This is a genomic window from Pseudomonas sp. D3-27 (assembly GCF_051132165.1).
Taxonomy (GTDB): domain Bacteria; phylum Pseudomonadota; class Gammaproteobacteria; order Pseudomonadales; family Pseudomonadaceae; genus Aquipseudomonas.
Map to the genome: position 1 here is coordinate 1,368,105 of NZ_CP071667.1, position 18,147 is coordinate 1,386,251.

The 18,147-nt window shown below is 61.8% G+C and carries 21 protein-coding genes; 11 read left to right on the forward strand and 10 right to left on the reverse strand.

The annotated features are described in order from the left end of the window. Positions 1 to 98 precede the first annotated feature (98 nt). Positions 99 to 656 (forward strand): cysteine hydrolase family protein, encoded by a 558-nt coding sequence (locus J3P92_RS06450; RefSeq protein ID WP_434562628.1) that lies wholly within the window; start codon positions 99 to 101, stop codon positions 654 to 656. A 128-nt stretch (positions 657 to 784) separates the two neighbouring features. Here the strand turns inward: J3P92_RS06450 and J3P92_RS06455 are convergent, their stop codons facing one another. The 4 genes from J3P92_RS06455 to J3P92_RS06470 form a co-directional block, all read right to left on the reverse strand. Then, positions 785 to 985, reverse strand: coding sequence for an SEC-C metal-binding domain-containing protein (locus tag J3P92_RS06455; RefSeq protein WP_034146774.1), 201 nt, complete (start codon positions 983 to 985; stop codon positions 785 to 787). 5 nt (positions 986 to 990) lie between these two features. Next, positions 991 to 1,476, reverse strand: coding sequence for an LEA type 2 family protein (locus tag J3P92_RS06460; RefSeq protein ID WP_420764313.1), 486 nt, complete (start codon positions 1,474 to 1,476; stop codon positions 991 to 993). A 67-nt stretch (positions 1,477 to 1,543) separates the two neighbouring features. Next, the gene (locus J3P92_RS06465; protein ID WP_434611530.1) at positions 1,544 to 2,020 is read right to left on the reverse strand and encodes a YchJ family protein; all 477 of its coding nucleotides are present in this window, start codon (positions 2,018 to 2,020) and stop codon (positions 1,544 to 1,546) included. A gap of 14 nt (positions 2,021 to 2,034) precedes the next feature. Further along, positions 2,035 to 2,532, reverse strand: coding sequence for a DUF6231 family protein (locus tag J3P92_RS06470; RefSeq protein ID WP_420764314.1), 498 nt, complete (start codon positions 2,530 to 2,532; stop codon positions 2,035 to 2,037). Positions 2,533 to 2,725: 193 nt separating this feature from the next. On the opposite strand from J3P92_RS06470, the gene J3P92_RS06475 reads away from it, so the two are divergent. The 4 genes from J3P92_RS06475 to J3P92_RS06490 all read left to right on the forward strand — a co-directional run bounded on the left by J3P92_RS06475 (position 2,726) and on the right by J3P92_RS06490 (position 5,383). After that, complete coding sequence (locus J3P92_RS06475) at positions 2,726 to 3,421, forward strand: OmpA family protein (protein ID WP_420764315.1); 696 nt, start codon at positions 2,726 to 2,728, stop codon at positions 3,419 to 3,421. Positions 3,422 to 3,511: 90 nt separating this feature from the next. Continuing rightward, entirely contained in the window at positions 3,512 to 4,237 is a 726-nt protein-coding gene (locus J3P92_RS06480) for an OmpA family protein (RefSeq protein WP_434650138.1), read from the forward strand. A 122-nt stretch (positions 4,238 to 4,359) separates the two neighbouring features. Beyond that, the gene (locus J3P92_RS06485; RefSeq protein WP_420764317.1) at positions 4,360 to 4,632 is read left to right on the forward strand and encodes a DUF1145 domain-containing protein; all 273 of its coding nucleotides are present in this window, start codon (positions 4,360 to 4,362) and stop codon (positions 4,630 to 4,632) included. Continuing rightward, complete coding sequence (locus J3P92_RS06490; protein ID WP_420764318.1) at positions 4,625 to 5,383, forward strand: collagen-like protein; 759 nt, start codon at positions 4,625 to 4,627, stop codon at positions 5,381 to 5,383. Before J3P92_RS06485 ends, J3P92_RS06490 begins: the two co-directional genes overlap by 8 nt. Positions 5,384 to 5,434: 51 nt before the next feature. Here the strand turns inward: J3P92_RS06490 and J3P92_RS06495 are convergent, their stop codons facing one another. Then, on the reverse strand, positions 5,435 to 5,899 hold the full coding sequence (locus tag J3P92_RS06495) for a CopD family protein (protein WP_420764319.1): 465 nt from the start codon (positions 5,897 to 5,899) through the stop codon (positions 5,435 to 5,437). Between the two features lie 98 nt (positions 5,900 to 5,997). Here J3P92_RS06495 and dinG point away from each other — a divergent pair, with 98 nt between their 5' ends. The 4 genes from dinG (at position 5,998) to pdxH (ending at position 11,340) form a co-directional block, all read left to right on the forward strand. After that, positions 5,998 to 8,142 carry an ATP-dependent DNA helicase DinG gene (dinG, locus tag J3P92_RS06500; protein ID WP_420764320.1) on the forward strand — a complete coding sequence of 715 codons (2,145 nt, stop codon included), beginning with the start codon at positions 5,998 to 6,000 and terminating at the stop codon, positions 8,140 to 8,142. A 143-nt stretch (positions 8,143 to 8,285) separates the two neighbouring features. Further along, positions 8,286 to 9,431: a serine hydrolase domain-containing protein gene (locus tag J3P92_RS06505; RefSeq protein WP_434609925.1), complete on the forward strand. Its 1,146-nt coding sequence runs from the start codon at positions 8,286 to 8,288 to the stop codon at positions 9,429 to 9,431. A 118-nt stretch (positions 9,432 to 9,549) separates the two neighbouring features. After that, on the forward strand, positions 9,550 to 10,668 hold the full coding sequence (locus tag J3P92_RS06510; RefSeq protein WP_420764322.1) for an OmpA family protein: 1,119 nt from the start codon (positions 9,550 to 9,552) through the stop codon (positions 10,666 to 10,668). A 24-nt stretch (positions 10,669 to 10,692) separates the two neighbouring features. After that, positions 10,693 to 11,340, forward strand: a complete 648-nt coding sequence (gene pdxH, locus J3P92_RS06515; RefSeq protein WP_434650140.1) for a pyridoxamine 5'-phosphate oxidase — start codon at positions 10,693 to 10,695, stop codon at positions 11,338 to 11,340. Here the strand turns inward: pdxH and J3P92_RS06520 are convergent. Then, positions 11,288 to 11,569, reverse strand: a complete 282-nt coding sequence (locus J3P92_RS06520) for a hypothetical protein (protein WP_420764324.1) — start codon at positions 11,567 to 11,569, stop codon at positions 11,288 to 11,290. The two genes, pdxH and J3P92_RS06520, sit on opposite strands and share 53 nt — an antisense overlap. Before the next feature lie 172 nt (positions 11,570 to 11,741). Between J3P92_RS06520 and J3P92_RS06525 the strand changes: the two genes are divergently transcribed. Then, positions 11,742 to 12,206, forward strand: a complete 465-nt coding sequence (locus J3P92_RS06525; RefSeq protein WP_024776354.1) for a glycine zipper 2TM domain-containing protein — start codon at positions 11,742 to 11,744, stop codon at positions 12,204 to 12,206. A 201-nt stretch (positions 12,207 to 12,407) separates the two neighbouring features. Here the strand turns inward: J3P92_RS06525 and nhaA are convergent, their stop codons facing one another. Next, the gene (nhaA, locus tag J3P92_RS06530) at positions 12,408 to 13,595 is read right to left on the reverse strand and encodes a Na+/H+ antiporter NhaA (RefSeq protein ID WP_434650141.1); all 1,188 of its coding nucleotides are present in this window, start codon (positions 13,593 to 13,595) and stop codon (positions 12,408 to 12,410) included. A 263-nt stretch (positions 13,596 to 13,858) separates the two neighbouring features. Here nhaA and J3P92_RS06535 point away from each other — a divergent pair, with 263 nt between their 5' ends. Beyond that, positions 13,859 to 14,953 carry a PLP-dependent cysteine synthase family protein gene (locus J3P92_RS06535; RefSeq protein WP_434609933.1) on the forward strand — a complete coding sequence of 365 codons (1,095 nt, stop codon included), beginning with the start codon at positions 13,859 to 13,861 and terminating at the stop codon, positions 14,951 to 14,953. Between the two features lie 126 nt (positions 14,954 to 15,079). On the opposite strand, the gene J3P92_RS06540 is transcribed toward J3P92_RS06535, so the two are convergent. The 3 genes from J3P92_RS06540 to J3P92_RS06550 all read right to left on the reverse strand — a co-directional run bounded on the left by J3P92_RS06540 (position 15,080) and on the right by J3P92_RS06550 (position 18,136). Then, positions 15,080 to 16,693: an NAD(P)/FAD-dependent oxidoreductase gene (locus tag J3P92_RS06540; protein ID WP_434562636.1), complete on the reverse strand. Its 1,614-nt coding sequence runs from the start codon at positions 16,691 to 16,693 to the stop codon at positions 15,080 to 15,082. 109 nt (positions 16,694 to 16,802) lie between these two features. Further along, entirely contained in the window at positions 16,803 to 17,477 is a 675-nt protein-coding gene (locus J3P92_RS06545) for a COG3650 family protein (RefSeq protein WP_434564084.1), read from the reverse strand. A 59-nt stretch (positions 17,478 to 17,536) separates the two neighbouring features. Beyond that, the gene (locus J3P92_RS06550) at positions 17,537 to 18,136 is read right to left on the reverse strand and encodes a short chain dehydrogenase (RefSeq protein ID WP_434650142.1); all 600 of its coding nucleotides are present in this window, start codon (positions 18,134 to 18,136) and stop codon (positions 17,537 to 17,539) included. Between the last annotated feature and the right edge of the window lie 11 nt (positions 18,137 to 18,147).

The window sequence follows — 18,147 nt, forward strand, 5'->3', positions numbered from 1 at the left end:
AAGCGGCCCCTCGCCACGGGCCGATCGACGACTTGCTCGTAGGGAACGGTGATGTTCAAGTGGTGCAAAATCCAACGATCGATCATGGGAAATCCGACATGGATCTACAGAAAAACGCGGCGCTGATTCTTATTGATCAACAAAAAGGCATCCTCCACCCCAAGCTCGGCCCCCGCAACAACCCCGAGGCGGAGCTGCGCATGCTTGAGCTGCTTGCCCGCTGGCGGAATTCGGCGCGGCCTGTCATCCATGTCCACCATCTGTCCCGCTCTGAAGACTCGGTGTTCTGGCCCGGGCAATCAGGCGTGCAAGTCCAGGAACGGTTCGAGCCGATGGCCGGGGAGCGGTTGGTTCAAAAGCAGGTGCCGGATGCGTTCTGCGGCACCTCCCTGGAGGCGGATCTGCGCGGCGCGGGAATCGGGCAACTGGTGATCGTCGGCGTCGCGACGAACAATTCGGTGGAGTCCACCGCGCGGACGGCCGGCAACCTGGGATTCGATACATGGGTGGCCGAAGACGCCTGTTTCACCTTCGACAAGGCCGATTACTTCGGCAATGCCCGTTCGGCTGCCGAGGTGCATGGGATGTCCCTGGCTAACCTGCACGGGGAATATGCGACGGTGGTCAGTGTGATGCAGATTCTGCAGGCGGGGTAATGGATGGGGTACAGGGCGGCCGCATCGCGAGCAGGCTCGCTCCCACAACATTCTTAGGCGGACTTTGAATCCTGTGAGAGCTAGCTTGCTCGCGATGACGGTCTAACAGGCAAAAAACCTTTTAGCCATCAAGCCCCGTGGCACTTCTTGAATTTCTTGCCATTGCCGCAAGGGCATGGATCGTTGCGGCCCACATCCTTCAAGGCATTGCGCACGGGCTCTTGGTGGGCGTGGCCGCAGTTCGGGCCATGGACGTGGCCGTGATCATGGTCGTGGTGGTCATGATCGTGGTTGCAATCAGGGCCATGGACATGGGGTTGCTGTGTCATCGGGGTTACTCCGCAATTAAATCGGCGGCGATTATCACGCCATTGCGCTCCAGGTGCACGTAGTGGGCGATGAATAAACCGGTTTCCAGCTCACCTTCCAGGCGATAGGGGATCTGCTCACGAGGTTTCTCCAACAGCTTTACCAGCTCCCGCACCTGGGGCCACAGGTTGGTGCGAACCGGCAGCTTGAAATACCCGCTGCGTCCGGGGCGAACCGTGAACCAGTGCTCATGCTCGCCTTCGGTCAGCAAGAGGTCGCCCAAATGAACCCGGTAGGTCAGGCCGCGCACGGTGAGGTCGCTATCACCGGGGTTGTCGACGCGAAAGTGCAGCATGAACCTTTGTTCCACCAGGCGCGCCCGCACCACCTCGACCTTGACCAGGTGGACTCGCGGCTCGGGTGCCTCTTCAGCTTGCCAGGACGCGCAACCGCCGAGCCCTACGATCAGTAGCAGGCAGGTGACGCATAGCCATTGGAGTTTGAAGGTCATGTCCGTGCCTCTGGTTTGTCCCCAGTTTAGCCCTCGGGTGGTGGACGAGCGTCAGACGTTTGCAAAATCAGCGATTGAAATACCCGGCGCAGCATTTTTTGAATTTATGCCCGCTGCCACAAGGGCAACTGTCGTTGCGGCCGATCTTCACCGGCACGGTGGGGTCGATGAAGTACCAACGCCCGCCGTTCTGCACGAACGATGACTGTTCGCGATGGCTGTGCTCACCTTGGCCGTCGTGCCAGCGCGCGGTGAACGTAACGAAAGCGTGTTCCGGTTGGCCGCCGAACACTTCGCTGCTTTCCACTTCCAGCCCCAGCCAGGTGCTCCTGGCGCTCCATTCGCTGATGGACTGGCGATCGAGGCCATCCTGCTGGGCCGGCAGAGTGGTGCTGACCAGGTAGTCCACAAGGCCCAGTACATAAGCGCTGTAGCGCGAGCGCATCAAGGCTTCGGCACAGGGCGCGGGATGGCCGTCATGGTAACGGCCGCAGCAGCCATCCAATGGGTTGCCACTGCCACAAGGGCAAATGGTCGTGTGCAGGCTTGTGTCCACAGCTACCACCAATATTTTCCAAAGTTTTCGGGGTTAGCCCAAAACCGTGAGTTGAGCCAGTCGGGGACCTGCTTGTATTCAAGCAGATCGTAGGTAAACAGGGTCAGCACCTGGTCCTCGCGCTGGAACCGCTCGCTGGCTTGCAAGGCCAGGGAAAAGAAGTCCGTTTCCTGCCAGCCGCAGGCGTTGAGGTCGGCCAGCACCGCAATCCGGCTGGCGTTGAGATTGCGGATGCCGCCCAACAGGTTCAGACCGTCGCGCTTGGGCAAATGCTCCAGGCAATCGAGCGCAAGGGCCAGGTCGAAACGCCGCGCCGCCACGTCCGCCGGCAGCGCGCCGGGGCCCGCGTGGACCACTTCGGTGGCGGGATGGGCCTGCTGGAACGCCTCCAGCGCAGGAAAGCTGCTGGCGCCGATCAGCAGCAGCCTTTGCGGGGCGTAACGGTCAAGCACGGCGGCCAGGGCTTGCTGGGGCGTACGCGAAGAAATGGCAACGGTCATCGAAGTTCCTCAATCAGAACCGCCAAGATAGCCTGCCCGGACATCATGGCCTAGAGCGGTTTGTCCACGAACGTACGGAACCTGCGCAAACACGTGGCGAAAACCTGTAATCGTTGGGGCTGGCGCAGATCCGAAGTCCGGTCTTTACTCCCCTGAATCGGCGGCGAAGCCGATCCTTCAAGGAGAAAACCCGATGAGCATAGTTCGGACAGCGTTACCCCTGGTTCTGCTAACGAGTGTGTTGACTGGTTGCGCAGGTTTGCAGAAAACCGACTGGCCGATCTGTGCGGCCACCGGTGGTGTCGTGGGCGCGGGATTGGGCGCCATCGAGAGCAGTTCCTGGATTGGGCCGGGCGCGTTGGTGGCCGGCACCGTGGCGGCAGGTTGGTGCTGGGCCCATGGCGATGGCGACGAAGACGGCGATGGCGTCCCGGACAGCCGCGACAAGTGCCCGGGCACACCGAAAGGCGTGCAGGTCGACGCCGACGGCTGCCCACCGCCCGCCCCGGCGCCAATGGCCGAAGAGCCGGTAGTGGTCAAGGAAGAAACGATCGTGGTGCGCGATGTGCATTTCGAATTCAACAAGGCCACGCTGACACCAACCGACAAGGAAGTACTGAGCACCATCGCGACCCGGTTGAAACAGGAAACCTCCACCGCGCAACTGCGGGTGACGGGGCACACCGACAGTGTCGGCAGTGATGCCTACAACCAGAGACTGTCGGAAAAACGCGCCAATTCCGTGGTGCAGTACCTGGTGGAAAGCGGCGTGCCTCGCGCCAGTTTCGTCTCGGTGGAAGGCGCCGGGGAAGGCCAGCCGGTGGCGGACAACAAAACTGCTGATGGCCGGGCGATGAACCGTCGTACCGAAATCAAGATAAACCGTTGAAACCCTTGTCATCCGCGGCTTGTACAGTCGCGGATGCGGGTCTTTACTCCTGTGTGACCGGTATGGGCCGGTGACACAGGAGCATTCATCATGAAGGTTCTCATCAGGGTTGCCATGCCGGTGCTGCTCGCGAGCAGTCTGTTATCCGGTTGCGCCACTCACAGCGACGGCAGCGCATCACTCAATCAACGCACCTGGCCGATCTGCAGCCTGATCGGCGGGCTCGTCGGCGGCGGTCTGGGTGCCATCGAAAGCACTGGCTGGGCGGCCGGTGGCGCCGCGTTGGGGCTGCTCGGCGGTGGCTTGATCTGTTATGCCCAGGATGGCGACGAAGATGACGATGGCGTGTTCGATCGTCGCGACCGTTGCCCCGACACGCCGGCCGGTACGGCCGTTGAACACCACGGTTGCCCGCTGCCGCAGTATCCGGCCAGCGCACCACCGGACGAGCCGCAAACGCCGACCAGTGAAGTCATCACCCTCAATGACACCGGCAAGGTGCTGTTCGAATTCGATAAATCCGATCTCACCCCGGCGGCTCGAAGCCAGCTCGACGAGCTGATGGGCAAGCTGAGCCACGCCAACGTCGCGAGCATTCGCGTGGTCGGCCATACCGACGGTGTCGGTACCGACGCTTATAACGAAGGCCTTTCCGAGCGCCGGGCCGGCAGCGTCGTGGAGTATTTGCTGACCCAGGGCGTGGCGCCGGCAAAAGTCACCAGTGAAGGCAAGGGCGAAAGCGAACCGGTGGCCGACAACGAGACCGACGAAGGCCGCGCCCAGAACCGTCGGGTTGAGTTGCGCATCCAGCGTTGATAACCGTTGCGACAAAGGGCCAGAGCCGTCGGATCGCAAAATTAAATTTGCCCGGCCCTCTGGCTTATCCTTTGCGCGAGCCGTTACTGTTCACGCAAAGAATAATTTCGAATGGGGGGCGTATGAAGGTGTTTTGGGGGCTGGGGCGCTTGTTGACCCTGCTGTTCTGGCTGGTGGTGCTGGTCAACCTGCTCTTGCCGTTTGTCCACCCGCTGCATGTCTTGGTCAATCTCGCCGGGGCGCTGTTGCTGGCGGTCCATTTGCTTGAGCTGTTGTTGTTCAGGGCACAGTTTCGCGGGCGTCCCGCTCCGGGCCGTGATCGCCTCCGAGTGCTGCTGTTCGGCATCTTCCACTTGCAAACCCTTCCGACCGCGCCAGAGGCTTCCCATGCGTAAATTGTGTCTACTCGCGGCATTCGTGTGCCCGTTGGCCTGTGCCCAAGTGGTTCAGGTCGAAAGCAATTCCTTGATGCGCCTGCCGAACACCACCAGCGTGCTGGCCCTGGAGCGCTTGGATGTGGCCGATTACGGCACGCTGTTGGTGCCTTCGAACGTCACGCAACTGTCCATCGCAGAGCTGCACCTGGGGCGCGAGGCACGCATTGCGATCGTGCCGGCGCAACAGGCATTGGAGATGAAGGTGGCCCAGGCCGAACTGGACGAAGGCAGCCAGATCACGGCTCGCGGCGCGCCGGGAACCTACACGAAGGCGGCGCGGCCGGGGCGCAATCTCAACCTGCGCTTCAATGCGCTGAACGCACCGCTACTGTCAGTCGATGCCCGTGGCGGCAGCGGTGCGCCAGGTTATGTGGGGCTCGACGGCGCCAACGGACAAGCTCCGGGGTGTACCTGGGGTTCGGCCGGTCGCGGCGCCGACGGCAGCAATGGCGGCGACGGCCAGCCGGGCGCGGCCGGTGCGCTGGTGCGGCTCGAGTTGCCTCGCGCCTACCCCGATGAACAGATAAAGGTCACGGTGGACGGCGGCGCCGGCGGCAAACCTGGGCACGGTGGCAAACCCGGAGCAGGCGGCAAGGCCAAGGGATGCCTGGTCTATACCGCCGACGGTGGCAAGAGCGGCCGGCCAGGCGCCGATGGCCAGCCAGGGCCTGCCGGAACGGCGGGCGCGGTGACGGTGCAGCGGTTCTGAATAACATTCATGACCCAGAGGGAGCGAGTTCCCACTGGGTTTGATGCGATATCAAAACATCGGCCGCGCCGCGCCTATCGCCACCACCAGCAACCCGATCAACAGATTGATGCCCACCAAGCGGCGTATCTTGCCCAGCATCGCTGCGCCAGTCGGCCAGTCTTGGGCCGTCACGGCGGTGCGCAATGCAGGCAGTTGCAGGCCCTGAATGCGGATGAACAGTGCCGTCATCACGATATACAGCCCCATCATCACCTGCACATAACGTGGCGCGGTTTCGAAGCCGGTGAAGCGCAGGTGGATCAGGCCCACGCCGCTGATCGGCAAAAGCACCACCGCCACCCAGACCCAGACAAAAAAACGCTGAAACACTTCTACCCATAGTTTTAGCCGGGCGGGGCCTTCAAGCGCCGTCATTGCGGCGGGACGCAGGATCATCCAGGCGAAAAACATGCCGCCGACCCAGATCAGGGCCGCCAGTAAATGCAGGGTGTAGACGAGGGCAAAGGGTGTCATTGGGTCACTCCGTTCTGCGCGAGATTCATTAGCGGGGTATGATAGCCGCCGATCCGAACCACTGAAAATTTATCCAGCGTTTTTTGCGCCCGACATTCATGATCAGCACCGAACTCAAAACCACGATCCAGGGCGCCTACTCGCGTTTTCTCGAAGCCAAGAGCCTCAAGCCGCGATATGGCCAGCGCCTGATGATTGCCGAAGTGGCAAAAGTCCTGGGCGACATCGACACCGATGACGAAGGACGGCGCAGTGGCGAGCCGGCCGTCGTGGCGGTCGAGGCCGGCACCGGTACCGGCAAGACCGTGGCCTACAGCCTGGCGGCGATTCCGAGCGCCAAGGCTGCCGGCAAGCGGCTGGTGATCGCCACAGCCACCGTCGCCCTGCAGGAGCAGATCGTCTACAAGGACCTGCCCGACCTGATGCGCAACAGCGGGCTGAATTTTACCTTCGCCCTGGCCAAGGGCCGCGGGCGCTATATGTGCCTGTCCAAGCTCGACATGTTGCTGCAGGAAGGCCACGCCCAGACCGCCACCGCGCAGTTGTTCGAAGAGGAAGGCTTCAAGATCGAAGTCGACGAGGCGAGCCAGAAGCTGTTTACCAGCATGATTGAAAAACTGGCCGGCAATAAGTGGGACGGTGACCGCGACAGCTGGTCAACGGCCCTGGAAGACGCCGACTGGTCGCGCCTGACCACGGATCACAGCCAGTGCACCAATCGTCACTGCCCTAACTTCGGCCAGTGTGCTTTCTACAAGGCGCGCGAAGGCATGGGCAAGGTCGACGTGATCGTCACCAACCACGACATGGTCCTGGCCGACCTGGCCCTGGGCGGTGGTGCGGTGTTGCCGGACCCGCGCGACACCATCTACGTGTTCGACGAAGGCCATCATCTGCCGGACAAGGCCATCGGCCATTTCGCCCATTACACGCGGCTGCGCTCCACCGCCGACTGGCTGGAAACCACGGCGAAGAACCTGACCAAGCTGTTGGCTCAGCACCCACTGCCGGGTGACCTGGGCAAATTCATCGAACAGGTGCCCGAGCTCGCGCGTGAGATCAAGACGAACCAGCAGTTCATGTTCACCGCATGCGAACAGGTGGCTGATTTCAAGCCAGGCGAAGATGTAGAGGGCCGCGAGCGGCCTCGCCATCGGTTTGTCGGCGGGATCATCCCCGAGCATATGCGCGAGATGGGCATCGAGCTCAAGAAGGGCTTCGCGCGCCTGACGGATTTGTTCACGCGCCTGACCGACTTGCTCAAGGAAGGCATGGATGGCGAGGTGAACATCGGGATCGCCAGCAACCAGGCCGAGGAATGGTATCCGCTGTTCGGCAGCCTGCTGTCCCGCTCGCAAGGCAATTGGGAGCTGTGGACGGCTTTCACCACCGAAGACCCGGAAGACAACCCACCGATGGCGCGCTGGTTGACCCTGGCCGAGAGCGGTTCGCTGTTCGACATCGAGGTCAATGCCAGCCCGATCCTGGCGGCGGACATGCTGCGGCGCAACCTGTGGAACGTTGCCTACGGCGCGCTGGTGACGTCCGCCACGCTGACCGCCCTGGGTACGTTCGACCGTTTCCGTATGCGCGCCGGCTTGCCGAAAATCGCCGTGACGGCCGTGGTCCCGAGCCCATTCCACCATGCCGACGCCGGCGTGTTGCGAGTCCCCGACCTCAAGGCCGACCCACGGGACGCCGCGGCCCACACCGCGGCGATCATCCGTGACTTGCCGGACCTGGTGGAAGGTTCCCGTGGCACCCTCGTGCTTTTTTCCTCACGCAAGCAGATGCAGGACGTGTTCGACGGTCTCGACCGTGACTGGCGCAAGCAAGTGTTCATCCAGGGCAATCTGTCGAAGCAGGAGACCCTGAACAAACACAAGGCGCGGGTCGATGGCGGCGACTCCAGCGTACTGTTCGGCCTGGCAAGTTTTGCCGAAGGCGTCGACTTGCCCGGCGCCTATTGCGAGCACGTGGTGATCGCAAAGATACCGTTTTCGGTCCCGGACGACCCGGTTGAAGCCGCGCTGGCCGAATGGATCGAAGCCCGGGGTGGCAATCCGTTCATGGAAATCTCCGTGCCGGACGCCTCGCTAAAACTTGTCCAGGCCTGCGGTCGCTTGCTGCGCACCGAGGAAGACCGCGGCACCATCACTTTGCTCGACCGCAGGCTGGTGACCCAACGTTATGGCAAGGCCATCCTCAACGCGCTGCCACCGTTTCGGCGGGAGATTTCCTGACGGTCTTGTGTGGCGAGGGGGCTTGCTCCCTCGCCACACAAGACTGCGCTTAACCAGCCGTCTCGCGAAGGTTCACAAAAACATCAATGACTGAAACAATGCCAGCCAGCTGAAAAAAAGCGTGTGTTTCAAAGGAGTTGCGGGTGCAAATTCAAGGCCATTACGAACTTCAGTTCGAAGCAGTGCGTGAAGCGTTCGCGGCACTGTTCGACGATCCGCAGGAGCGCGGCGCGGCGTTGTGCATCCAGGTTGGGGGCCGCACGGTCGTCGACCTCTGGGCCGGCACAGCCGACAAGGATGGCCATGAGGCTTGGCACTGCGACACCATCGCCAATCTGTTTTCTTGCACCAAGACATTCACCGCCGTTGCCGCCTTGCAATTGGTCGCCGAAGGCAAGTTGCAACTGGACGCGCCGGTCGCTCGCTATTGGCCTGAGTTTGCGGCGGCGGGCAAGCAATCCGTCACCCTGCGCCAGTTGCTCTGCCATCAGGCCGGACTTCCCGCATTGAGGGAGTTGATGGCCCCCGCGGCACTTTACGATTGGCAGACCATGGTCGATGCACTGGCTGCCGAGACGCCTTGGTGGACCCCGGGCGAGGGCCACGGCTATGCCGCGATCACGTACGGCTGGTTGGTGGGCGAATTGTTGCGCAGGGTCGATGGCCGTGGGCCAGGCGAGTCCATCGTGGCCCGGGTTGCCAAACCCCTGGGACTGGATTTCCACGTTGGCCTGGCCGACGAAGAGTTTCATCGCGTGGCGCATATTGCCCGCGGCAAAGGCAACGTTGGCGACGCAGCGGCCCAGCGTCTGTTGCAGGTCACGATGCGCGAACCGACGGCCATGACCACCCGGGCCTTCACCAACCCTCCATCGATCATGACCAGCACCAACAAGCCGGAATGGCGGCGGATGCAGCAACCGGCTGCCAACGGTCACGGCAACGCCCGCAGTCTCGCCGGGTTCTACGCCGGCCTGCTGGACGGAAGCTTGCTGGAAGGTGAAATGCTCGACGAACTGACTCGCCAGCACAGTTTCGGCGAGGACAAGACATTGTTGACCCAGACCCGTTTCGGCCTGGGTTGCATGCTGGATCAACCGGATGTGGCCAATGCGACCTACGGCCTGGGGCCGCGGGCGTTTGGTCATCCCGGAGCCGGGGGCTCCATCGGTTTCGCCGATCCTGAGCATGACGTTGCGTTCGGGTTCGTGACCAATACCCTCGGGCCCTATGTCTTGATGGACCCACGTGCCCAGAACCTTGCACGGGTGCTTGCCACTTGTCTATAAAACGCCATTGGCGGTAGTGGGTAAAGGAACAAGGTGTTGTTTTCGCTTTCCAAGCGACTGTTTATGCGGCCGGAACATGGCCTTCGTTTTTTACTTCAGATCATTTTGTGGATATCCAATGTCATCGAACAAAACCCTCGCTCTGGCGCTGTGCTTCGCTATCACCGGTTGCGCACAAAACCCACAAAATGATGCCGAGGGCGGCGGTGGCTGGTGGCCGTTCGGGTCCTCCGACAAGGTCGCGGCCAAGGAGCCGGTCCCGCCGGCTCCCCTGAAACCCGCCGCCGTGGCGCCGCAAGCCAAGGCAGAGGGGGCCACGCATTGGTGGTGGCCGTTCTCCTCCGACGATGGCGCCGATGTCGCCAAGAAAGAAGAAGCGAAACCTGTCGCCAAGCCTGAAACCAAGGCGCCGGCTACCGTCGCCAAGGCCCAAGCCGAGAGCAGTGGCAAGTGGTGGTGGCCGTTCGGCGGCAAAGAGCAGGAGACCGCGAAGGCAGTGCCGATGCCCGACCCGAAAGTCACTCAGGCCTGGCTCGACGACTATGAGCCAAAGCTGCGTACCGCCATCAAGGACAGCAAGCTTGAGCTGGAGCGCCGCGATAATGTGCTGGTGGTTACCGCTCCCGTGGACGGCTCGTTCAACCCGGACCGTCCGGCCATGCTGCTGCCGGTGACACTCGGCCCGTTCACTCGCGTCGCCAAGATTCTAGAGGCCGATCCGAAAACCGCGGTGCTGATCCTCGGTCACGCCGATACGTCGGGCGCGGCGCCGGCGAATCTGAAGCTCAGCCAGGAACGCGCCCAATCCGTCGCGGCGATCTTCCGGCTCAGTGGCTTGCAGCGTGATCGCCTGATGCTGCGCGGGATGGGCTCGGTGGCGCCACGTGCGGCCAACGATAGCGTCGAGGGTCGGGCTTTGAACCGTCGTGTCGAATTGCTGGTCACGCCCGCCAATACCATGGTCGCGTTGTTGAGCAAGTACAACATGCCGACCCCTGCGCCGGTGACCATGGTGGCTGCCCAGGACGTCAAGCCCGCGGCACCTGCCCCGGCCCCGGCGGCGAAAAAATCCGCCGCGCCGGCAACCAAGAAAGCCGCAGCCAAGAAGGCTCCTGCAAAGGCCCCGGCAAAAAAAGCCCCGGCCAAGAAGGCGACTCCGGCGAAAAAACCTGAACCGGCCAAGGCCGCGGCTGACGGAAAAAAAGTTGCTGCCGCCGACTCCTCCAAAAAACAGTGATTGGCTGATCACAAGGAACGCGCCATGACCCAAGCGCTGGCTGATATGCGCCGTGACTACACCCGCGATGGCCTGACCGAGGCGCAAGCCCCGGCCGAGCCGTTCGCGTTGTTCCACCAATGGTTCGCCGACGCGGTGAAAACCGAACAGGCTCCGGTGGAAGCCAATGCCATGACCCTGGCAACAGTGGACGCTGACGGCCGGCCTCATTGCCGGATCCTGCTACTGAAGGGCCTGGATGCCCAGGGCTTTACTTTCTTCACCAACTACGACAGCGCCAAAGGCCAGCAACTGGCTGCGAATCCGTACGCGGCCATGACGTTTTTCTGGCCGACACTGGAGCGTCAGGTGCGTATCGAAGGCAAGGTAGTGAAAGTCACTGCGCAGGAGTCGGACGCCTATTATCAGGTCCGACCGCTGGGCAGCCGCCTTGGTGCCTGGGCCTCACCCCAGAGCCGGGTGATTGCCGGGCGCGGCGAGCTGGAAGACTTGCTCAAGGCCACTGAGCAGCGTTTCAGCGCCAGCCAACCCCATTGTCCCGAGCACTGGGGCGGCTACCGCTTGCTGCCCGAGCGCATCGAGTTCTGGCAGGGGCGCCCCAGTCGCCTGCATGATCGTCTCAACTACCGCCTGCAAGAGGCGGATTGGACTCGCGAGCGCCTGGCGCCTTGATGGGGTAACCTGCCGCTGCCGCCTGGAGCCATTGCGGCAGGTCCCGTCGCTTGACGCCTTGTTCGCGGGCGCGAGCCAGTTGTTGCAGCATGTAGTGTTTTTTCGGTTCATCCTGCCCCGCCAATGACAGCGCCAGGTCTCGGTCCATCCAGCGTTTGATGCGTACGTACAGCCACCAGTGGAAGTACAGGCCGGCTAGGGTGGTAGCGACTATGATGAAGTAATCCATGGAGAGTCCTTGGAGCGGTAACGCTGCTGACTGAATCTGGCGCTGATGTTTGATGAATTTTCTCGGGTGCGGCTGTATCCCACCTGAATGAAAACAATTTTATCCTGGCGAGGCCGTGACAGGTGTCAAGCCGGGGAGTTTAATGGATCCCTGTCTTTTGGAGTTTGATGCTATGCGTAAGTCTGTTTTGCTGGTTGCTTCCTTTTCCACGATGGCGATGTTGCTCACTGGCTGTCAGTCGAGCCTGACCGGTGACTCCTACTCCCGTGACGAAGCGCGTCGCGTTCAGACGATTCGCATGGGCACTATTGAATCCCTGCGTCCGGTCAAGATCGAAGGCACCAAGACGCCTATCGGCGGTGCGGCGGGTGCTGTAGTAGGCGGCGTGGGTGGCAGCGCGATCGGTGGTGGCCGTGGCAGCATCGTTGCCGCCGTAATCGGCGCGGTGGCTGGCGGCTTGATCGGTTCGGCCACTGAAGAAGGCCTGACCCGTACCCAGGGTGTTGAAATCACGGTTCGTGAAGACGACGGCAGCATGCGTGCCTATGTTCAACAGGTTCAGGAGAATGAAGTGTTCCGCGTGGGCGAGCGGGTGCGGATTTCTACTGTCGGTGGAACCAGTCGCGTTTCCCACTAAGTGGCTTTGATCGCGAACGCCGCTGATAACGTTGAATGAACTGGCCTCTTCGCGAGCAAGCTCGCTCCCACAGTGGATCGGGGTATACACCGAATGGTGCGTCCGCCGAAAAAACCGTGGGAGCGAGCTTGCTCGCGATAGGCGCTGGTTCAGCTATGAAAACGCTGGATGAGTGCCCCGCTGTACGGCCCGCTCAACACGTCATGAATGCTGCGAAACGGGCTTGCGACTAGCCATCGCCGTAACCCCATACCCAATTACCGCCGCCAGGATCGACCCGGTAAGAATCCCCATCCGGTCCATTCCTGCATACTCACTTGCACCCGGTGCGAACGCCAGGGAACCCACGAACAGGCTCATCGTGAAACCGATCCCGCAGAGAATCGCCACCCCCAGTATCTGCCCCCAGTTCGCCCCGGCGGGAAGGCTGGCAATGCCGACTTTCACCGCGAGCCAGGTCAGGCCGAACACACCGACTGCCTTGCCCAGCAACAGCCCGACCGCGATGCCCATCGGCACGTGGTGAGTAAAACTTTCGACGGTGACGCCGCTCAACGACAGACCCGCGTTGGCGAAGGCGAACAGCGGCAGGATGCCATACGCCACCCAGGGATGAAGCGCATGTTCGAGGGTCAGTAATGGCGACGTTTCAGCGTTTTTCGTGCGCAGTGGAATGCAGAAGGCCAGGGTGACACCCGCCAGGGTGGCATGGACACCGCTCTTGAGCACGCAAACCCACAGAATCAGCCCGACCACCATGTAGGGGCCGAGTTTGACCACGCCCATGCGGTTCATTGCCACCAATGCCGCGATGCAGGCCGCAGCCAGCCTCAATGACAGGGTCGACAGGTCGCCAGAGTAGAAGATCGCAATGATGATAATGGCGCCCAGGTCATCAATGATCGCCAGCGTCATCAGGAACAGCTTGAGCGACACCGGCACTCGCTTGCCCAGCAAGGCCAGCACGCCCAGGGCGAAGGCAATATCGGTGGCCGTCGGGATCGCCCAGCCGGCCAGTGCGGCTGGGTTGTCGCGGTTGAGGAACCAGTAGATGAGCGCCGGCACCAGCATGCCGCCGACGGCCGCAGCGCCCGGCAGGACAATCTGCGATGGTTTGGACAATTGCCCGTCGAGGACCTCCCGCTTGACCTCAAGGCCGATGAGCAGGAAGAACATAGCCATCAGGCCGTCGTTGATCCACAGCAGCAAGGGCTTGGCGATCTGCAAGGCGCCGACCTGAGCCACCACCGGAGTCTCCAGCAAGCCGTTATAAAGCCAGTCCAGCGGCGAATTGTTGATCACCAGGGCCAGCACAGCGGCCGCGATCAACAGAAGACCGCTTGCCGCTTCCAGTTGGAAAAAACGTGTCATAGAGCTACGTAGAGCCAAGACTGCTCTCCATTCATCGGATCCAAAGATAGGGACACCCTAACCCGTACCCTTAGTTGTTAAAACAAAAGTTATATTCTTTTTTGTTATATGCTGTTACAGCGCCTGTATTGCCGTCGGGCAGTTGACGGGCATATTGGACCTTAGCTGTACCTGTGCGCGATGTCGGTTTTTTCCTAAGCTTGCGTCTCGTATTTCCGAACCAGATCGTGCCCCGTGGCTATCGGTCTGCCTGCGTCGTACCGATCCAGCGAGAAAACACCATGAACGACCACCGCCAGTGGGCGCGTGAAGCCATCCGTATCATCGAGGCGGACTTCCAGCGCAGCGCCGATACGCACTTGATCCCACTGCCGTTGCCGGGGTTGCCGGGCATTGAGCTGTACTTCAAGGATGAGTCCAGCCATCCCACTGGGAGCCTCAAGCATCGATTGGCTCGTTCGCTTTTCCTCTATGCGTTGTGCAACGGCTGGCTCAAGCCGGGGGCGCCGGTGATCGAAGCCTCCAGCGGATCGACGGCAATTTCCGAGGCCTACTTCGCCCGGTTGCTGGGCCTGCCATTCATTGCGGTGATGCCGGCGACGACCTCTCGGGAAAAAATCGCACAGATCGCCTTTTATGGCGGCCAGAGCCATTTGGTGGATGATCCTACGCAGATCTACGCCGAGTCCGAACGCCTGGCGCGTGAGCATGACGGCCATTTCATCGACCAATTCACCTACGCCGAGCGCGCTACGGACTGGCGCGCCAACAACAACATCGCCGAGTCGATCTTCCAGCAGATGCGTTTTGAGCAGCATCCGGAACCGACCTGGCTGATTTCCAGCCCCGGAACCGGTGGCACGACCGCCACCCTGGGACGTTATGTGCGTTACCGCCAGCACTGTACCCGTGTGCTGTGTGCCGACGCCGAGCGCTCGGTATTCTTCGATTACTACCGCAGCGGCGACGCCAGCCTGCGCCTGGATTGCGGCTCGCGGATCGAAGGCATCGGCCGACCACGGGTCGAAGCGTCGTTCCTGCCCACGGTCATCGATGCGATGGTCAAGGTCCCGGACGCCTTGTCTCTCGCGGCCATGCATTACCTGGCCCAGCGGTTGGGGCGAAGGGTAGGTGGGTCCAGCGGTACCAACCTGATCGGCGCGCTGATCGCCGCGAAGGGGATGGTGGATGCTGGTGAGTCAGGGTCGATCGTGGCCATTCTTTGCGACGGCGGGGAGCGTTATGCCACGACTTATTATGATCCGGCGTGGCTCAAGCAGCAGGGGTATGAGTTGAGTGGGTTGATCGATGCGGTGGCTGCGTGTGCGGAACGCGGAGAAGCGCTGCCGGAGAGTGTGTTGCGGGCTAACATCTGAGTTCTTGAACACGCTGAGATCCCTTGTGGGAGCGAGCCTGTTCGCGATAGCGGATCAACATTCAACACAAATGCTGGCTGATCCACCGCCACCGCGAGCAAGCTCGCTCACACACCGGGATGAATGTCAGGCCTCGAGGCCGAGCATATCCCGCGCCACCGCCTCGGCAATCCGGATTCCATCCACGCCCGCCGACAGGATGCCGCCTGCGTAACCGGCGCCTTCACCTGCGGGGAACAAGCCCTTCACATTCAGGCTTTGCAGCGTTTCGTTTCGCGTGATGCGCAGCGGTGACGAGGTGCGCGTCTCGATGCCGGTGAGCACTGCATCGTGCAGCGAATAGCCACGGATCTGTTTCTCGAACGCCGGTAACGCTTCACGAATGGCTTCGATGGCGAAATCCGGCAGGGCCAGGGCCAGGTCGCCCAAGGCAACCCCCGGTTTGTAGGACGGTTCAACGCTGCCCAGCGCCGTCGAAGGCTTGCCGGCGATGAAATCGCCCACCAGTTGCGCGGGGGCCTCATAGTTGCTGCCGCCAAGTACGAAGGCGTGGGACTCCAGACGCTCCTGCAACTCGATTCCCGCCAGCGGGCCCCCCGGGTAATCCACTTCCGGGGTAATGCCGACAACGATGCCGGAGTTGGCGTTGCGCTCGTTACGTGAATACTGGCTCATGCCGTTGGTCACGACCCGGTTCGGCTCGGAAGTCGCCGCCACCACTGTACCGCCCGGGCACATGCAGAAGCTGTACACCGAACGGCCGTTCTTGGCGTGGTGCACCAGTTTGTAGTCGGCCGCGCCGAGCTTCGGATGGCCGGCGTACTTGCCCAGGCGTGCACTGTCGATCAGTGATTGCGGGTGTTCGATGCGGAAACCCACCGAAAACGGCTTCGCTTCCATGTACACGCCACGGCTGTGGAGCATGCGGAACGTGTCCCGGGCGCTGTGGCCCAGGGCAAGGATCACGTGTTTGGAATGGATCTGTTCACCGCTGGCCAACTCGACACCGACCAATTGGCCGTCTTCGATCAGCACATCGGTGACTCGCTGCCCGAAGCGCACTTCGCCGCCCAGCGCGCGAATCTGCTCACGCATGTTTTCCACGACGCCTGTCAGGCGGAACGTACCGATGTGTGGCTTGCTGACGTAGAGGATTTCTTCGGGCGCCCCGGCCTTGACGAACTCGTGCAGGACCTTGCGCCCAAGGAATTTAGGGTCCTTGATCTGGCTGTAGAGCTTGCCGTCGGAGAATGTCCCCGCACCGCCCTCGCCGAATTGCACGTTGGATTCAGGGTTGAGCACGCTTTTGCGCCACAGGCCCCATGTGTCCTTGGTGCGCTGGCGCACCTCCGGGCCGCGCTCGAGGATGATCGGCTTGAAGCCCATCTGCGCGAGCAACATGGCGGCGAAAATGCCGCACGGGCCGAAGCCGACCACGATCGGCCGTTCGCCCAGGTCGGCCGGCGCCTGGCCAACCACTTTGTAGCTGACGTCCGGCGCTTCGTTGACGTTACGGTCATCGGCGAACTTGCGCAGCACGCTGGCTTCATCGCGCACCGTCAGGTCGATGGTGTAAATGAAGCACAGTTCGGAAGATTTCTTGCGTGCGTCATAGCTGCGCTTGAACAAGGTGAAGTCGAGCAGGTCATCGCTGGCGATGCCCAGGCGTTGCACGATGGCGGGACGCAGGTCTTCTTCGGGATGGTCGATCGGCAGCTTGAGTTCGGTGATTCGTAACATGACAGGATCCGGTTCGCGGGGCGCACAACTGCGCCAGGGCGTGCTTCAAACCGGCGATTATAAGCTGCATTCCCTGCTACCCGTGAGGTTAAAACAGACTGGCGACAAGTCAGTCGTCCCGTGCGCCACCGAAATAGGCACATCCGCGCTGGACCTGGCCGTTGACCCGCAATTCGGCGCTCATGTGTTGCACGCTGCCGCTGGCGCTGTCGACACAGCGAGCCGGGGTGACCCATAGCTCGACTTTCTGGCCATTGGCTTCGGTACCGAGGTTGAACCTGCCATCGCCCAATTGCTCCTCGACATAGGGCACCGCCAGTGGCGGCTGACCTACCCGATCCAGCACCAGGCCCTTGCCGCTGGCCGTGAGGGTCCATTCAGGGCTGTGGCCCGTTGCACGCAGAATCACGCGCTTGAAGTCTGCGTCGCCGCACGCGGTCCCCGAAGGTTCCAGGCGATAGAGCTGGCCAACGTCCAGCTGGCTGTCGGCGCCGGCCGATGCGCTGGAAACGATGCGGCCGCGCAGGTCGGCGAACAACTTGCCGCTATCATCCGCCAGGGTGGCGGCTTGTTGCAGGACGCTGGTGCCGCCGGCGTCATTGACCATGTAGCGGCGCTGTTCCTGGCACGGCTGGAACATCAACTTGCCGTCCGCGGCTGTCAGTTCGCCTTGCATACGTGTTTGCCCCGCATGGGGCGCGCTCTGGCGCGGGGCTTCGAGCAGCTGGCAGCCGGCGAAAAGCGGGAGGAGGGCGACAAACAGCAGGGAACGAGCGGCACGCATCATTGGGTCTCCAGACAAGTGCCGCCACGTTACTCAGACTGTCCCTCTATCACAAGGGGTCAGCCCACGTGAAAGGTCTGGCCGGTTTGCAGGCCTTCGACACTCTTCGCGTAGGCCAACGCCACTTCCGCCGCAGGAACGGGCTTATAGCCACGGAAGTACGGCGCATATTTGTCCATGGCTTCCAGAAGCACGTTCGGGCTTACCGAATTGACCCGTAGCCCGCGCGGCAATTCGATTGCCGCCGCGCGCACGAAACTGTCGAGGGCGCCGTTCACCAGTGCCGCCGAAGCGCCGCTCTTGATGGGGTCGTGGCTAAGTACGCCAGTGGTGAAGGTAAAGGATGCACCGTCGTTGGCGAACTCGCGGCCGATCAGCAGCAGATTGACCTGGCCCATCAGTTTGTCCTTCAGGCCTAGGGCAAAGCTGTCTTCGGTCATGTCGCCCAGAGGAGCGAAGGTGACATTGCCCGCGGCACAGATCAGCGCGTCGAAGCGGCCGGTCTTTTCAAACAGGGCGCGGATCGAGGCGCTGTCGCTGATATCGACTTGTACGTCACCGCTATGGCGGCCGATGCGTACGATTTCGTGGCGGGGCGATAATTCATTATCGATGGCCGAACCGATGGTGCCGTTGGCGCCGATCAACAGGATTTTCATGGGCTGTTCCT

Coding starts and splice junctions, on each gene's coding strand:
- J3P92_RS06475 (WP_420764315.1), top strand. CDS start 2,726: ATGAGCATAGTTCGGACAGCGTTACCCCTGGTTCTGCTAACGAGTGTG.
- J3P92_RS06450 (WP_434562628.1), top strand. CDS start 99: ATGGATCTACAGAAAAACGCGGCGCTGATTCTTATTGATCAACAAAAA.
- J3P92_RS06535 (WP_434609933.1), top strand. CDS start 13,859: ATGAACGACCACCGCCAGTGGGCGCGTGAAGCCATCCGTATCATCGAG.
- pdxH (WP_434650140.1), top strand. CDS start 10,693: ATGACCCAAGCGCTGGCTGATATGCGCCGTGACTACACCCGCGATGGC.
- J3P92_RS06540 (WP_434562636.1), bottom strand. CDS start 16,693: ATGTTACGAATCACCGAACTCAAGCTGCCGATCGACCATCCCGAAGAA.
- J3P92_RS06520 (WP_420764324.1), bottom strand. CDS start 11,569: ATGGATTACTTCATCATAGTCGCTACCACCCTAGCCGGCCTGTACTTC.
- J3P92_RS06550 (WP_434650142.1), bottom strand. CDS start 18,136: ATGAAAATCCTGTTGATCGGCGCCAACGGCACCATCGGTTCGGCCATC.
- J3P92_RS06495 (WP_420764319.1), bottom strand. CDS start 5,899: ATGACACCCTTTGCCCTCGTCTACACCCTGCATTTACTGGCGGCCCTG.
- J3P92_RS06455 (WP_034146774.1), bottom strand. CDS start 985: ATGACACAGCAACCCCATGTCCATGGCCCTGATTGCAACCACGATCAT.
- J3P92_RS06525 (WP_024776354.1), top strand. CDS start 11,742: ATGCGTAAGTCTGTTTTGCTGGTTGCTTCCTTTTCCACGATGGCGATG.
- J3P92_RS06485 (WP_420764317.1), top strand. CDS start 4,360: ATGAAGGTGTTTTGGGGGCTGGGGCGCTTGTTGACCCTGCTGTTCTGG.
- J3P92_RS06460 (WP_420764313.1), bottom strand. CDS start 1,476: ATGACCTTCAAACTCCAATGGCTATGCGTCACCTGCCTGCTACTGATC.
- J3P92_RS06490 (WP_420764318.1), top strand. CDS start 4,625: ATGCGTAAATTGTGTCTACTCGCGGCATTCGTGTGCCCGTTGGCCTGT.
- J3P92_RS06480 (WP_434650138.1), top strand. CDS start 3,512: ATGAAGGTTCTCATCAGGGTTGCCATGCCGGTGCTGCTCGCGAGCAGT.
- J3P92_RS06510 (WP_420764322.1), top strand. CDS start 9,550: ATGTCATCGAACAAAACCCTCGCTCTGGCGCTGTGCTTCGCTATCACC.
- J3P92_RS06470 (WP_420764314.1), bottom strand. CDS start 2,532: ATGACCGTTGCCATTTCTTCGCGTACGCCCCAGCAAGCCCTGGCCGCC.
- dinG (WP_420764320.1), top strand. CDS start 5,998: ATGATCAGCACCGAACTCAAAACCACGATCCAGGGCGCCTACTCGCGT.
- J3P92_RS06545 (WP_434564084.1), bottom strand. CDS start 17,477: ATGCGTGCCGCTCGTTCCCTGCTGTTTGTCGCCCTCCTCCCGCTTTTC.